We start from the raw sequence: 15,662 nt of genomic DNA, 5'->3' as shown, positions 1-15,662 counted from the left end.
GCCCTACACGCATGTCGTCCCCGCTGAAAAGCGCCACTGGCAGCCCCCTCGCGCCCCTGCCGTACCAACCCTATATAGATGGCATGAGGGCGCTGGCCGTCCTCTCGGTACTTATCTACCACCTCCACGGTCCCTGGCTGCCCGGCGGCTTCGTCGGCGTAGACGTTTTCTTCGTCATTTCCGGCTTCGTCGTCAGTGCCTCGGTCGCTGGCTTCAAGGGGCAAGGCCTGTGGCAGTTCCTCGGCTACTTCTATAGCCGCCGCATCACCCGCATATTTCCCGCGCTGATCGTCTGCCTGCTGGTCACCGCCCTGTTCAGCGCCCTGTTCATTCCTTCTGCCTGGCTCAGCGCCGTCAACCAGCAAACCGGCTTCTATGCGTTCTTCGGCCTGAGCAACTTCATCCTCGCGCAATCGGGGCGTGACTACTTCGCACCGGCCACCGAGTACAACCCCTACACCCACACCTGGTCGCTGGCGGTCGAAGAGCAGTTCTACCTCGTCTTCCCGCTGCTATTCATCGCCTGGCTGGTCGGGGGCCGGGGGCGCAAGCTGTCCGTAGGGTTATTCGCCATTGGCGCCCTGGTCTCCATCGGCTATGCCGTATCGACCTTGCGCAGCGATCCCATCGCCGCCTTCTTTCTGGCACCGGGACGCTTTTGGGAGCTGGCCGCGGGCGTGCTGCTCTACCAATGCATCGGCCAGCGCCGCGAACAGCCTGCGGCCCGGCACGGGCACGGCCTGGCGCTGGCGGCACTGCTGTTGATCCTGCTGGCGTTCGTCCTGTCCCGCTCGAACAACTTTCCCTTCCCCGGCGCCTTGCTCGCAGTAACGGGAACCCTCGGGGTGATCGCCTGCCTGCACCGCCGCCCTGGCTTCATGCATCGCATACTGGGCTGGCGCGGCCTGGTCATGGTCGGGCGTATCTCCTACTCGCTGTACCTGTGGCACTGGCCCGTGTTCGTACTGTTTCGCTGGACCTGCGGCCTGGAAACCCCGACCACCAGGCTGGCGGCAGTAACGCTGGCCTTCGTGCTGGCACTGGCCTCCTACCACTGGGTGGAAAACCCGCTGCGCCACGCCACCCTGCTGCGGCGCCTGCCGAAGGCGGTGACGATCCTGGCCGGGCTGGCAGCCATCGGCCTGGGGAGCTGGGGCGCGCGCCTGCTCGACGAACACACGGCCTCCATCTCACTCAGCCAGCTCAGCCGCCAGCCCGAGCTGTGGTACCCCCACGGCTGGTCCGCCAACCCCGAGCGCCCCGGATGCAACGCCGATCCCGAATACCGCAATGCCGAGGGCGGGTTGCTGCTGATCTATCAGGCGCGGGGCTGTCAGGAGCCGCTGCCGCCAGCCAGCACCACACTCTATGTCATCGGTGATTCCCACGCCCTGGCCTATGAAGGGCTGTTCAAGCAGTACGCCATGCAAACCGGGCGCACCGTACAGGCCTACAACAATGGCGGCTGCCCCTTCATCAGCCTGCAGCCCTGGCGAGACAGCGAAAACCCCGGCTGTCTCCAGCACATCGACGCAGCACTACGCGACCTGCGTACCCGGATAAAACCTGGCGACATCCTCTTTCTGCCCTCGCTGCGCATGCCTAGGCTGGCTGACCAGTGGGGCGTGTTCAGTGATGAGAAAGTACAGGAACAGGTATTCAGCGACCGTGCCATTGCCGGTCGCCAGCGCGCTCAGGCCGCCGCTGTGGAGGTCTTGCGTGAATTTGCCGCTGGCGGCGTGCATATCGTCCTGGAGGGGCCCAAGCCGCTGTTCAAGGCCCCGCCGTTCCGCTGTGCGGACTGGTTCAACCGGCGCAACCCGGTCTGCGCCCCCGGCTTCAGCCTGCCGCGTGAAGAGCTACAGGCGTACCGCCAGCCGGTACTGGATGGCTTTGCCGAAATTGCCCGGCAACTGCCCGGCGTGCATGTCTGGGACCCCTTCCCGCTGCTCTGCCCAGGGGCTGAGTGCTGGGCCTGGCATGACGGACAGCCCCTGTTTCTAGACGGCGACCATCTCAGCGGCTATGGTAATCAATTGCTGCTGCCCTACTTCATTCACTATCTGCAAACCCACGCAGCTGAATGAAGGCAGAAAATTGGCGCCATAACCCTGAAATTACTCACATCATTTTGCTATTGGTCTTGTTGCCTGCGACGAAAAATGTGTAGCATGACGGGGCTTGATATCGAGTGCGTGTGAATGCCTAGGACAACGAGCATCTCGGCACTCGATGTAGCACCACCCATCAAGGGGGGCCATGCCCCGATGGGGCATGGCAGGTAGGCCGAGCCGACGGGCTCTATGCACCCAGGTCTACATGTCGATTCGACTTAAATTTTTTGGAGAGATTGCTAAATGGCAACTGTATCGGATCTGCAACAGCTGTACATCGGTTACTTCGGCCGCGCTGCCGACCAAGCTGGTCTGAACTTCTGGCTGGGCGCCATCAACAACGACGGCCTGTCCCTGGCCAACGTTCACGCTGCCTTCGTCAACAGCGATGAGTACAACGCCCAGTACGAAGGTCTGACCGTCAGCCAGAAAGTCGCGGCTGTATACGAGAACGTTCTGGGTCGCGTAGCTGACACCGAAGGCGCAGCCTTCTGGACCAAAGCCATCGAAGACGGCACTATCACCGAAGATCAACTGATCGAAGCCCTGCTGAGCGGCCTGAGCACCAAAGACGCTCAAGCGATCTCCAACAAGATCGTAGTTGCCAACTACTACACCTCCGCCAAAGGCGACGCTTACAACGAAGCGAGCAAAGCCGAGAGCGGCGCCATCATCAAAACCGTTACCGACAAGCTGAGCACCGTTGGTGACGCCCTGACCGAAGTTGGCAAGGTCGTTGGCGTGAGCAATGCCGAGCTGGCCAGCGCCCTGAAAGCGCTCGAAGCTGCTGAGAAGGCTCAGGTAGAAGTTGCTAAAGCATTCCTGGGCGACGCCGCTGAAGGTCTGACCGACACACAAATCCTGGCAGCAGCCGACGGCGCTAACGGCATCAACGCCAAGTTCGGCGCTGCACTCACTGCAGCTCAGAACGCAGCGACCGCTGTAGATGCTGGCGTAACCCTGGCTGGCGATGCTGGCGATGCTGCCAAGCTGAAAATCGCACTGGACAAAGCAGCTGCCGACGTTTCCGCCTCTCGCGCCGAAGTTGCCAAGACTGCTGGTCTGCCTGACCTGGTAACCAAGTTCAACACTCAGCTGGCCGCCCAGAAAGCTGCTGCTGCAACTCTGGCGGCTGCTCAAGGCGAGCAGGCGGCTGAGAAAGTTAAAGCCGAAGCAATCATCGGCGAAACCCTGACCATCGACGGCACCACCGGTGTTACTGTCGATGCCAATGGCGTTAAAGTTTTCAGCATCGTTAACAACCAACTGGTTATCGACAAGGAATTCAGCGACGCCAACGCCGACGCTACTGTTCCTGCGCAGGTAGCCAACCTGAAGGCAGCTAACGACCTGCTGGCTGATGTCAAAGCTACCCTGGCTGCGACCAAGGCACAGTCGACTGCTGATGCAGCTGTCGACGCCACTGGCGCCCAGATCGATGCAGCTTCCAACGACAGCTATGACGCTGGCACCAACACCATCAGCGGTGGTGTTGTAGCAGACCTGCTGGCAGACATCGCCGAGCAAGAAGCGCTGGTCAAAGCCGCCCAGGCTTACAGCAAAGCCGGTACCGTTGCCGCTGAGTACAAAGCAGCTGGTGATGCTATCACTGCCGCAGAAAAAGCCATCACTGATGCAGCTGGCCTCGACTACGACCTGGTTGATCTGACCAACGCTAACGCAGGTACTGCTGCCAAAGAAGTGTTCGTCTTCGGCGAAGCTACCACTGCTCTTGACCTGGCTGTAACCAAAGGCGACGTCCTGTACGTCGGCTCCAACTACAAGCTCGGCACCGCTGAATACGATGCTACCAACCCCACCAAAATCGTTGGCGGCGACAACAGCGCTCTGGAAGTCTTCTTCATCCAGAACGGTGCTGACGTTGACGTCGTGATCGAGAAGAGCGTGTTCGGCAGCAGCGCTGCTACTCCGGAAGTGGCTACCATCACCCTGACCGGTACCACTGTCGACAAGCTCTCCTTCGACGCTCAGAACGGCTTTGTCAACTTCGAAGTTGCCTAAGCCACCAGGATTACATTGGGCTGGCAACAGCCTGCTGTAACCCGATAAAAACCCGGCATTCGTGCCGGGTTTTTTTTGCTCACATTTTGCTAATGCTTTCACTTATGGGAAAAGCGGGAAAAGGGTCAGGTATATTTCAGCACGCCCCTACTCATTGCATACGCTAATATCCCAACGCGTAGCGAAACGGCCTTTAGGCAGCCCGAATAAGCAAACGCCCCGTAAGCCGGGGCATTTGTGTTGGCTGGCTCAAGCTAGGAACGCTTGTGGCCTACCATGCATTTCCTTATCCAGCGGCTCGACGTCGAGTGCGCCACCGGTACCAGTCGTATTTGGCTCGACCGTCAGATGATGGCAAAGTCGAAGTTGTAATAGCTGCCCTGGCCAGCAGCGTTAAGCTCACCACCACCCAGCTGGATAATCACCTGCTCACCGGCGAATACGGTCGCGGTCGCCTGGTAATGGTAGTCCTCTGCCGGGCCACGATAGGTGGCCTTGCTGACGTAATTGTCGAACAGCCCCGCCACCTTGACGTAGATGCTGGGGTCACCATAGAAATCCATCTGCAGCACGCCGTCCCTGGGTGCGGTGAAGGTGTAGCCGTCGGAGATGTCCTTGTAGATTTGCCCGTCCTGGTTGTAGCGCAGCCCCAGCACGCCCTCGACATGGGTATCGAAGGTGATCTTGGTCAGCTTGCTGAGCTGCGCGGAGGTGTCGGCCTGACGATCATCGTAAATTTTCGGCAGAGGCTTGATGGGCGGCGAGGCCTCTACCTGACCGAGAAATGCGCTGACAGCCGTGGAGATCTGGGCAGATGTCGACTCCTTGCCAATGTTGCTCAGAAAGCTACGCGCCGCATCGATATCGCGCTCGTCATAGGAGCCGCTCAGGCCCTTGCTTTCCATTTGCGTGGTCGCAAGCGCGGCGGCTTCGACCTTCTTGTTGACGATGACCAGATCATCGCCACTGGTGGCGCCGTTGAGAATCGACAGGGCTGCACTTTGCAGCGAAACATTGCCTGAGTCGATCTGATTGGCCCACCACTGTTTGCCCGACTCTTCCGCTTCACGGTTGAACAGTTGCAGATAGATTTTCTCGACTCGCTGCAGCGTGGTGCCTGCGCCGTAAAGCGCGGTGCTTTCAGCCGAGGCCCCGAAGGCATCGATGATGGAAGCCAGGTTGCCGCCGCTCTGTTCCAGTACCTGAGCCCAGAACTGCTGGCCGGCGTAGTCAGCCGGTCGCCCATAGAAGGCGACGTAGGCTTTCTGGACCATTGCGAGAGAGGATGCGCTTGCCATGCTAGTGAAACTCCATTGTCCATGTGACAGTCATATGAAGGCAAAATGATATCGAGCGCAGCGACAGGCGGTAAACAAATAAAATACTGTGCGATGGCTCTGCAATGGGGGTTTTAGCCGACCGCAACGCCAATCAACATCTGCTGCATAGCGCTGGTGCTGCAGGCGAGCGCAGATTACTCAACTAGCTTTAGAGCACATTACCGGCTCTCGCGCCTTTCTTTGATCAGGTCCCGCGGTGCATCACGCCCAAACGCTTGTAGCCGGCAACGGCTTGATGCCGCTCACGTAATAAAGAGCGAAAGCAATCAGCCTCTTGCCCGCCCCCCCTATCCGCCAGACGCGCCCCGCGCCGAACGGGAAGGGGCAGTCAAGCGCAGGAGTCTTGAGTGAACAGAATTGGGACAATGGCAGGCTATTCGACCTGGCCTGTCCATTTACGCTAGTGCATATGGATCGGCCAGGTCGCAGCTTAACCCAGACCTATGTCGACCACTGCCGGCACGCCGACGATGCCGATCACATTTCCATCGCCCGGCAGGAAGCGGTCGTGGTACTCCGCGGTCGCGGTCGACACCGCCATGAACTGGGTGATATCGCCAATTGCGGCATAGTGATGGAGCCAGAAATCGCGGCCCTCGGCATCCGGTGCGCGGTTTAGCAAGCCCAGGTAGAGCAGGTCAACCGCTACGTCATCAGCCATCGCGGCCTTATATTCGCTGGATTGGGAAACACCGTAGAGCATGCCGCCACGGGAGGCCACGCCGGTGTCGATCTTATCCAGCCACCAGGCACCACCCTCGGCATCCGCCGCACGCCCGAGCACGTTCTGGTAGATGAAGTCGACGAACTGGCTGTTGCTCAAGTCAGCGTGTTGCGCCATGAATTCGGGGGAGTTCAGGAACGCCTCGCCTATTTGCGCCTGGCCTACGTTTTCGTTGGCGCGAGCCAGCCAGTAGTCATAACCGCAAAGTTCCGGGCTACGGTCCAGAATGGCGTGGTAGAGGCGAATGATAGCGGCGGCATGGGTATCCAGTTCGCTGCTGCCCAGCACCTGGCTCAACACTTCGACCTTGCCGATGTTGCCCTGGCTGAGTTGGCTGGCCAGCTCGGTGGCCTGGCTGTCACCGTGCCCCTCGCGGCCATAGAGGTCTCGCCACAATTGGTTGACCCACTGACTGGCGTTACCGAAGACATCGTTGTCTTTCTGGTTGACGTCGGTGCCCGTGAGCAACTCGATGGCATCAGGGATCTGGTCCTGGTCCGCATCGATACGGAACGGGTCGTGGGGGCACGCGACATTTTCGGCAACGATGCCGAGGATGCCGGGGTCGGTGATGATGCCATCGGCCTTGCCATCGCTATCGAATTCGCCGCCATCCTGAATCACGAAGTCGAGGCGGGTCTTGCCGTACTCGGTGACGATCTGGCCGCCGTTCGCCGGGTCGGCCAGGTTCACCCATACGCCGCTGGCGTTCTGCTTGAAGTAGCCGTTGATGCCGAGGCTGGCGTCGACGAACAGGCTGAAGGTTTCAACGGAGCCCGGGATGCCCACCTTGGTGGCGAACGCCAGCAAACCCAGGGGCGCACTCAGGCCACCCGGCAGGATGGCAGGCGCATCCAGTTGCTCGAGGTAGGTGATCTGGGCACTGCCGTCGGGGCTGATCTGGCCGGCGAGGCTGTTGGCCACCAGGGTGAGCGGTGTTTGCAGCGCCAAGGGATCGGTGCTGATCTGGCCAGTCTGGCGGAACATCAGCGAGGTAACCTCGCGCTGTTGGCTGTCGAGGATGCCGTCGCCGTTACCATCGCCCTGCAGCGGCGCGCCACCGTCGGGTGTCGGCAGGCCAGGCACGGCGTTTTCTTCTTCGGTACTCACGTTGTCGCCGTCAGGCCCCGGCGTCGGCGTTGGCTGAGGCGAGGACGGTGCAGGCTGTGCAGTAAAGTTGTAGGTGGTCTTGTCGGCCACAGCGGCGGCGGCATTGCCTGCCAGGTCCTGCAGCACGTCTGCGTCCCAGGTGATGTAGTAGCTGCTGCCGTACGCCAGGTTGTCGGCGGGGTTGATGACCAGCGCGCCGTCAGCGTTGATGGCGATGGTAGCCGGCACCAATGTGTCGGTAGCCGTGCTCTTGAGATAGACGCGGGAAAGATCGCTACCGGCCATGCTCAGCGGCTCGGAGAACTTCAGTACGAGGTCGCTGGTGATGGAAACGCCGGTCGCATCATCCACGGGCGTGCTACCTGCAGAGTCGAAGGCAGGCGCTGTCGTGTCGATGGTGATGAGCAGAGGGCTGCTGACCATCGATTTGTTACCCGCTGCATCGGTGGCCTGGGCCGTCAGGGCATGGCTGCCGTCGGCCAGCGCAGAGCTGGTGATGCTCCAGTTGCCGGCGCCATCGGCCGTGGTGCTGCCCAGCAGCGTGGTGCCAATGTACAAGCTGACCGTGGCACCGGATTCGGCAGTTCCCGTTAGGGTCGGGGTGGCGTCGCGGGTGACACCGTCGTTGTTGCTGGCGCCGGTGTCCGAAGCTGGCTGAAGTGTCGGCACCGACGGCGCGCTGGGCGCTATACCGTCTACAAGCACAGCTGTGGTACTGCCAACCGAGTTGAGCGTGAGCACTGCGTTGTTGCCGCTCAGATCAGCCAGTGTGCCGCCGTTAAGGGAAAGCGAGCTGACGGTGATGCCATTCGCATCGAGCCAGCCTGGCTGGATAGTAGCGCTGAACTGCAGCGCCGATGTGCCCGAGCCGGAGACGTAATTCGCATAGTACGTATCGGCACCGATCAGCAACGCGATGCGTGGCGCGCCGCCCACGTTGATCGCTTCACTGAAGTTAACGGTGAAGGTGAGGTCCGCACCTATGCCATAGGTGCCATTGGCCGGCACACTGACGGAGCCGACCGTCGGCGCCAGTGTGTCGATGGAGTAATTGTTGGAGTCGACGCTGCCTATACCTGCGTTGCCGGAGAGGTTTTGTACTCCCGTCAGGTCGAGAGTGATCAGGTTGGTGAAATCTGAGACCCCGCCGTTGGGGGTCAGGTTTGCCGTCCAGGTCATGTTGTCGCTGGTGGTGAGTGCACTCAAGGTACCGTTGGCCACTGTCAGGTCACCCAAGGTGAAACCCAGCACGGCTTCGCTGAAGGTGATGATGACTTCAGTGGTTTCGCCAACTTTCAATGCGTCGTCGACCACCGCGATGGTGGCGCTCGGCCGAGCGGTATCAATGGCGTAGTTGTTCGACGTACTGACGCCTGTACCTGCATTACCTGCAAGGTCGGTAACACCCGAGTTGTCGAGGGTGATCAGGTTGGCGGGGTCGGTGATGCTGGCCGTGGGGGTCAGGGTGGTGGTCCAGGTAACACCGCCATCAGAGGAACTGGGGGTGCTCAGGGAGCCGTTGGGCACTGTCAGGTCATCGACTGTAAGGCCCGTTACCGCTTCGTTGAAGGTGATGGTCACCAAGCTGGTTTGACCGGCCAGAAGCGTGGAGCTAGATACGACAATCGTGGCGCTTGGCGGTGTGGTATCGACGAAGTAGCTCTGCCCGGCGGTGAAGCCGCCTACGATGAGGTTGCCATTGACATCGCCGACCCCGGTTCCCGAGTTGTTGAGGTCCAGCCTCAAGGTTCCCTCGCCGCTCACGCCGTCCACTATGAGGTTGTAGGTATTGCCGGAGCCATTGATGCCGGCAATGGTGCCGGCTGCCGTACCGGTCGCGCTCAGGGTGAAGTCGGAGACGTCTACGCCCGTCACTGCCTCACTGAAGGTGATGGTATAAGCCAGGCTGGTGGCATTCGTCAGGGCAGCGCCATCACGGTTGATCGCGGTAACGGTGGGGGCAACGTCATCCGTTGCGGTGATGGTGAAGCTTTTCTCGAAGGTGGCGCTGCCGTCGTTGGTTGCAATGCGTACGCTGTACGCACCTGGGGCAAGGGCTGCCGCGTCGTTGGCGCGCAGCATGCCACCCTGGATGGAGAACAAAGCGTTGTGGGTGTCGCCCATGCCGCTGACCAATGCGTAGGTGTGCGTCTGGCCAGTGTCGACATCGGTGGTGGATAGGCTACCAACGCTCGCGTTGATGCCGCCGGAGTGGCTCACCGTGACAGCCGATAGCGCGATATCGGTAGGCGCATCGTTCACGGGGGTGACGTCGAGCGTGATCGCGCCATCGGCAGGCCCGCTGCCCATGGCATCGCGTACACGGGTGGTGATGGTGATGTCCTGGTCCCAGTTGGCCGCAGGTGCGAAAGCTACCGCTGCCAGTGCGGCATTGACGTCGCTCACCGAGCCGACCACCGTCCAGACACCAGTACCGGCGTTATAGGTGGAGGTCGCGTCACCGAAGGTGCCAGTGCTCAGGCTGCCTGCAGCGACGTTGCTCAAGGTCAGTGTGTCGCCGATATCGGTGTCGGTAATGACGATATCGCCAAGTGCCACAGAGGGCGTGTCTTCGGTGTAGGTGACGGTCTGGGTGAGGTTGGTGGCAGTGGGCGCCATATTGACGATGACTTCGGTCCCGCCGCCGTTGGTTACCGCCGCCTGCCCCGTCTGCATGCGCGTGCCAGCCGTGGTGGTGACGTCCGTATCGCCGTCGATGGACAAGACGTAGGTCTGCCCCCCGACCAGACCGGTCGTGTCGTTGTAGTAGGCGTTGATGGTGTAGGTTTCAGCGCTGCCATCGTTAACCGAGATGTTCAGCCCGGCAAAGGTGATGGTATTGGTCGCTGCGCTGTAGGTGCCGATGACATTGTTGGCATCATCGCCGTTCAGGCGCCAGATTACCTTGCTGAAGTCGCCTGTGCCCGAGGTATGGAGCACCAGGCTGCTGACACCCAGGGCGACGTTGTCACCACCGCCACCATCGGTCAGGGTGAAGTCGAAGACATTCACCGCCTCGCCCGCCGTGTCGGCGGATGCAGGCAGGCCGACAGGTTCGGTGACAGCGGGGGCCGGAGTCAGGGTGCCGTCGGCGTTGGTTGGGGGCGTCGAGTTGTTGATGAATATCTTGACTGCGGCGGAGTAGGTGTATGTAGCCCAGTCCATCGAGTAGAACGCTACTGCCAAGTCCAGGTCGCCGTCGCCATCGACATCCCCGGCCGCGAGGATTCTGCCATTCACCGGAGCGCCGTAGTAGGTGAAGGCGCCATCCTGGAAGGTGAAGCCCGAATCCACAAGCACGCCGGAACCGTTGTTGATCATGAGCTTCTGGCCCAGACCATCAAGGTAACCATCGCCATCGATATCGGCGAATGCGCCCGGCGCTTCGGAGTAGTCGAATATCTGCAGTTGAGTGCCGATCGTGCCGCTGCCGTTGTTCTCGAACAGGATGAGATTGGCTGGCGGGCCGTTCATACCGCTCACCATGGCGTCGGCGTAGCCATCGCCGGTCAGGTCCGCTGCGCGGGCAACACCACCATAGACATCACCAAAGCTGCTGAGCTGGGTGAAGCCACCGCTGCCATCGTTGCGCAGAATTCGGATGGAGTTCTCTTCAACGGCCACGACGTCCTGATCGCCGTCCTTGTCCAGATCCACCAGCGTCAATGAAAGCGGATCACTGACCTTGGCCGGGCTGGACGCCAGTGTGAACGCACCGGAGCCATTGTTCTTGTATACGGCGTAGTTGCCCTGAAAATTTCCGACGAATATATCCAGATCGCCATCGTTATCCAGATCACCAATGTCAGCGGTCCTTACATTGCTGCCAATGGTCGCACCAGCTGTAAACGTGCCATTACCGTTGTTTTGCCATATCTGCAGAGGTGAGTCGTATGACCGAGTGATCAACTCCAACTCAGGATCGTTGTCGATATTGACCAGCCACGACTGGACAACACGTGCGGCAGGAAAGGTCTGGTGCAAAGTGAAGTTGCCGGCACCATCATTTTTCCAGATCTGGCTGCCCTGACTACCTGCGGCCCTTTCTACGCCGATATAGATATCGAGATCGCCATCACCATCGAAGTCAGCGAACTGGGCTGTACTGGCATTGGAGTTGTCGCTGTTGTTCGAGAAATACCAGAGCATCTGTCCGGGGATGAAAGAGAGAGCCATTCCTGTAGTCCCTTACTCAGTTCGTATTGGGTTTGATGACTCTGGCCTGGCCGCGTGTGTCATTACGCCAGAAAGCCATGTCTCGGTACTTCTCGAAAATGTCGGGTGGCAGAACGGTAGCGCGCTCCTCGAAGGCCACTTTCGGGCGGATGCGGTGCAGGCCTGAAATGCCCAGCGCCTCGTCGAACTCTGGGGCATCGAACTCCACGTTCTCGAAGTCGTGCCCGTCGAACCAGGGCTCTTCGATGAACTGATAAACCAGACGCAAGACCTGCGCCGGCGCACGAGCCAATAGATCATAGTCCACCAGCAAGAGATTGCTCGCGTGAGGACCGTAATAAGCCTCTTTCAAGGCCGCCCAGGGAAAGCCTATGAGACGGTCATGCCGCGCCAGCGCGGCCATGCGACTGTATACGGTCATTCGCTCGGATTCGCTGGAGAACAGCTTGGTATTCTCGAACGGATTCTTCTGCAGCAGGCGCTCGATGCTGTCCATGATCCATGGTACGTCGCGTACGCAAGCGATCACCTTGGCCTGAGGAAACATATCGGCCACGAAAGGCATCTTGGCGCACCACATGCGGTTGGTATCAAACACCACGTCTTGCGCACGATCGCCATGATAAGAGTCGAAAATCCCTGCGAGTATCCTGCGGCGCTGTTGTGCATCGACCATCAGCGCAACTTCGCTTCCGCTGCTCATGAGTTTGATATTGGCAGACACCAGCGCACCTACCGGGCTGCTCATACCCGCGTGAAAACGCGGGTTCTGCCGTAACAATGCCGAAAGCAGCGTGCTGCCCGAGCGAGGCAGGCCAGAGATGAAGTGGTAGCGCGGTGTTGGCTTCATAGTTGGGGTGCACGTCGCAAGGTTGAACGGTCAAGCCGTGAGCATCTGCTGCACGGCCACGTTAAGTTCGATCTGACTGGTGTCGATGCGCAGCGCAGGCGTCAACGGCATTTCATAAGCCGCCTGCACGCCTGTCATTTGCATGGTGTGGTCGTTTCTAGCGCGGGCGTACAGCCCTTTGGTGTCACGCGCTTCGCACACTGACAGCGGGGTGCTGATGTGGATTTCCTTGCAGCATTCAAGCCCTATGATTGCGTAGGCTGCTTCGCGAGCATGCGAGGACGGGGACACCATGGCGACGACAGCATGGATAGCGTTGGCATTGAGCAAGCGCGCCATATGTGCGGCGCGGCGCACGTTTTCCGCGCGGCTAGAGACGTCAAAGCCAAGGTCATTACAAAGTCCTGCGCGTAATTCATCCCCGTCGATAATGCAAGCGGCTTCTCCACGCTCACGCAAGGCCGCTGCCAGAGCCTGGGCGAGGGTACTTTTACCTGCACTCGGCAAACCGGTTAGCCACCAGGTCGCAGCTTTTGGTTGAGCCATGGAAGAAGCTCCGGGAAAGCGCCGTATTGTTGTTGTGCGCTTGATTGGGGAGGAATCAGCGAAGTATCCAGCTTTGATGGCAAATCGCAATATTTATCGTAAAACCGAAAAATATTACCCTCTCCCCTTATTCATACCGCTTCATACTCAGGACACTGATTGATAAACCCCTAGCGTCTGCTCAGCACAACGCTGCCAGGAGAAGACCTGCGCACGTTTCAGGCCTTCGCTTGCCAGGCGCTGGCGCAATGGCTCGTCGCTGAGTGTCTGCAGAAGCAGTTCGCGCAAGGTAGCGCTGTCGCCAGCGTTGACCAGCAGCGCGCTGTCACCGGTAATTTCCGCCATCGAGGTATCGGCGGTGCAGATCACCGGCACGCCACTTTGCATGGCCTCCAGCACAGGAAGACCAAAACCTTCGTAGCGGGACGGGTAGAGGAACAGGGCGGCGCCAGCATAGAGCAGCGGCAGTTCGGCGGCCGGTACGAAATTGAGGTGACGCAGGCCATTTTTTGCAACCAGTCGTTCGATTTGTCTGTGCAGTTCGATGTTCTTCCAGCCAGATGCACCAGCCAGTACCAGTGGATACTCACGCTGAACTTCGCCAGGCAGTGCCTGCCAGGCATCGAGAAGCGTATCGACGCCCTTGCGTGGTTCCAGGGTGCCGACGAACAGCAGATAGCGGCCGTGCTCGAGGCCAAGACGCTGCAGCGTTTCCCGGGTAGCCTCGGCGCTACGCGGCTGGTAGTGAGACGCAGCGCCAAGGTGGATGGTCCGTACTTTTTCCGGGGCGACTCGGTAGTGTTCGAGCAGCTCGCGGCGTACGTACTCGGAGTCGGTGATCAGCGCATCGGCGCGTGCCAGCGTGGCGGGCAACTGGCTGCTCAGCCAGGCGACACGCTTGGCAGGGTGGTGCTGCGGATAACGAATGAACGACAGATCATGAATGGTCGCCACACACGGGCCACGGTGGCGTTTCAGGATGAAGTTGGGTTCGTGATAGACATGGCCGCCCAGGCGCCGGGCATTGAGCTGGAGCAAGCCATTGCGCAGCACTTCCCTCGCTCTGTAGGCGAGCATTGAGTTGCGCAGCAGACGACCGACCATTCCACCGGAATGACTGCCGGTGGCGGGTATTGGTGCTGTAGCGGCAAGGAGAGCCTGTTGCGGAGTTTGGAAGCGGCTGCCGGAAAAGCACTCTACTTCAAGCGCAGCGTCACGCGCGAAAGCTTGCAGCAGGTTGAGGGTATAAGTGCCGATGCCGGTGATCGGTGGCTTGAGTGACTCGGTATTAAGCAGCAACTTCATGGAGGACGTGTACCTGACCGGTTGGCTGAGCCGCGGGGGGCGTGAGTGTACGTCAGCACACTCACGCCGGCCACGAAATGGCTCGGCAGCGTCAGACGTACTGACCTTCGAGCCAAATGCCATTGTCCAGAACGCCTTGCAGCTTGATCTGGTTTTCGGGGCTCTCGGAGAAATAGGCCAACACTTCGCTGTTGGGCAGCCCTTGCTGCATTTTCTCCAGCCAATAGGCTTTGCCGCTGGCATCCGGATCACGGTCGAGCACGTTGTTGTAGTACCCGGTGAGCAGTTGCTCGTTACTCGGAGCACTGCCGTAAATACCTATGAACTCGGGACTTTTGGTGAAGTAGCTGGCCACCTCGCCAAGTGACATGCCCTTGTCCATCGCGCTGATCCAGTAGCTTAGCCCGGCGGTGTCAGGGGTGCGGTCGAACGCCGCCTGATACAGCCGATAGGCGCTGCCTGCAGTCTCGCCGGCGCCAACGTCCAGTGCCATGGTGCCATCCCAGAAAGCGGCGCGCTCGATGCTGATCAGCGTGTCGACGTCTGCCGGATCGCTACGGCTGATGATCTGGGTGTAATCGGCCCCCAGGTTGAACTGGAAGTCGCCATGGTAGCCTTTGTAGATCACCGTATCGCGGCCGGCGCCGCCGTCGAACGCGTCCGCCGCGTTGGTAGCGAAGAATATATCGTCGCCATCGGTGCTCAGCGCATAGCGCGGCGGCAGCATGCCGTCATTGCCTGCGATGAGTTGCGTCAACTCATGGTAGTGCAGGCCGATATCAGCCCAGAAGCTGCTGGTGTCGGTACCGGCGGATTTGACACCGATGATCGTTGGCACACCATTTTCATACACGAACAGCGGGCCGCCGGAGCTGCCTTTGCCCATGATGTCGGTGCCCTGGCGGTAATAGCCGGAATACACCTCGTAGCCGCTTTCCTTGTTGATCCAGGCCTGGCCCAGCATCATGCCGGTACTGCCCTCGGGGTAGCCGATCTGGTATGCCCACTGCGGTTGGTCGTAGCCTGGGGACAGGGCGAACCAGCCCCGATCATCCCCAACGGGTATATCCAGGCCGATCAGGGCGACATCGCTTTGCACTTCGCTCAGGGTCATTCCCTGATTGTCATTGTCCTGGTATACGCCGCTAGGCCAGGCATTGGCCTCCCAGCGATAGTTACCCTGGTTGAGCAGTGTGCCGGACTCGTAACGATCTTCGCGGGCGTTATAGTCAGCGCCGAAATAGAAGTCGATGCCAGTGGCCCAGCCGCCGTAGTCCGGGTTGTAAAGCATGTGGGTGGCAGTCAGAACATCGTTGCGACCTACCAAAGCGCCAGTGCCCCGATAAATGAGTCCGTCGGGGAAGCTCACCTCCAGGTGAACGATGGCGTTGTAGGGGTAGTCGTTAAGGGTTTGAATCTCTTTAAGCATGCCTGCTATCTCATCCTTTAATTGCATTTGTAGTATCTGGAGCCAA

The 15,662-nt window shown here is 59.8% G+C and carries 8 protein-coding genes; 2 read left to right on the top strand and 6 right to left on the bottom strand.

The window, feature by feature from the left end:
- Positions 1–11: 11 nt before the first annotated feature.
- Positions 12–2,087 (top strand): acyltransferase family protein, encoded by a 2,076-nt coding sequence (locus GYB81_RS17110; RefSeq protein ID WP_161897902.1) that lies wholly within the window; start codon positions 12–14, stop codon positions 2,085–2,087.
- A gap of 270 nt (positions 2,088–2,357) precedes the next feature.
- On the top strand, positions 2,358–4,136 hold the full coding sequence (locus GYB81_RS17105; RefSeq protein WP_161897901.1) for a DUF4214 domain-containing protein: 1,779 nt from the start codon (positions 2,358–2,360) through the stop codon (positions 4,134–4,136).
- 344 nt (positions 4,137–4,480) lie between these two features.
- On the opposite strand, the gene GYB81_RS17100 is transcribed toward GYB81_RS17105, so the two are convergent.
- The 6 genes from GYB81_RS17100 to GYB81_RS17075 form a co-directional block, all read right to left on the bottom strand.
- Positions 4,481–5,434, bottom strand: a complete 954-nt coding sequence (locus GYB81_RS17100; protein WP_161864696.1) for a DUF4214 domain-containing protein — start codon at positions 5,432–5,434, stop codon at positions 4,481–4,483.
- Positions 5,435–5,906: 472 nt separating this feature from the next.
- On the bottom strand, positions 5,907–11,486 hold the full coding sequence (locus GYB81_RS17095; RefSeq protein ID WP_161897900.1) for an Ig-like domain-containing protein: 5,580 nt from the start codon (positions 11,484–11,486) through the stop codon (positions 5,907–5,909).
- A gap of 16 nt (positions 11,487–11,502) precedes the next feature.
- Positions 11,503–12,336 (bottom strand): sulfotransferase family protein, encoded by an 834-nt coding sequence (locus tag GYB81_RS17090; protein WP_161897899.1) that lies wholly within the window; start codon positions 12,334–12,336, stop codon positions 11,503–11,505.
- A 30-nt stretch (positions 12,337–12,366) separates the two neighbouring features.
- On the bottom strand, positions 12,367–12,882 hold the full coding sequence (cysC, locus tag GYB81_RS17085) for an adenylyl-sulfate kinase (RefSeq protein ID WP_161864693.1): 516 nt from the start codon (positions 12,880–12,882) through the stop codon (positions 12,367–12,369).
- A 147-nt stretch (positions 12,883–13,029) separates the two neighbouring features.
- Positions 13,030–14,187 carry a glycosyltransferase family 4 protein gene (locus GYB81_RS17080; protein WP_161864692.1) on the bottom strand — a complete coding sequence of 386 codons (1,158 nt, stop codon included), beginning with the start codon at positions 14,185–14,187 and terminating at the stop codon, positions 13,030–13,032.
- A gap of 91 nt (positions 14,188–14,278) precedes the next feature.
- Positions 14,279–15,616 (bottom strand): DUF4214 domain-containing protein, encoded by a 1,338-nt coding sequence (locus tag GYB81_RS17075; RefSeq protein WP_161864691.1) that lies wholly within the window; start codon positions 15,614–15,616, stop codon positions 14,279–14,281.
- Positions 15,617–15,662: the final 46 nt, after the last annotated feature.

The organism is Pseudomonas yangonensis, assembly GCF_009932725.1.
GTDB lineage: Bacteria > Pseudomonadota > Gammaproteobacteria > Pseudomonadales > Pseudomonadaceae > Aquipseudomonas > Aquipseudomonas yangonensis.
Note: the sequence above shows the minus strand (reverse complement) of the source record. Positions and strands in the feature narration are given on the sequence as shown.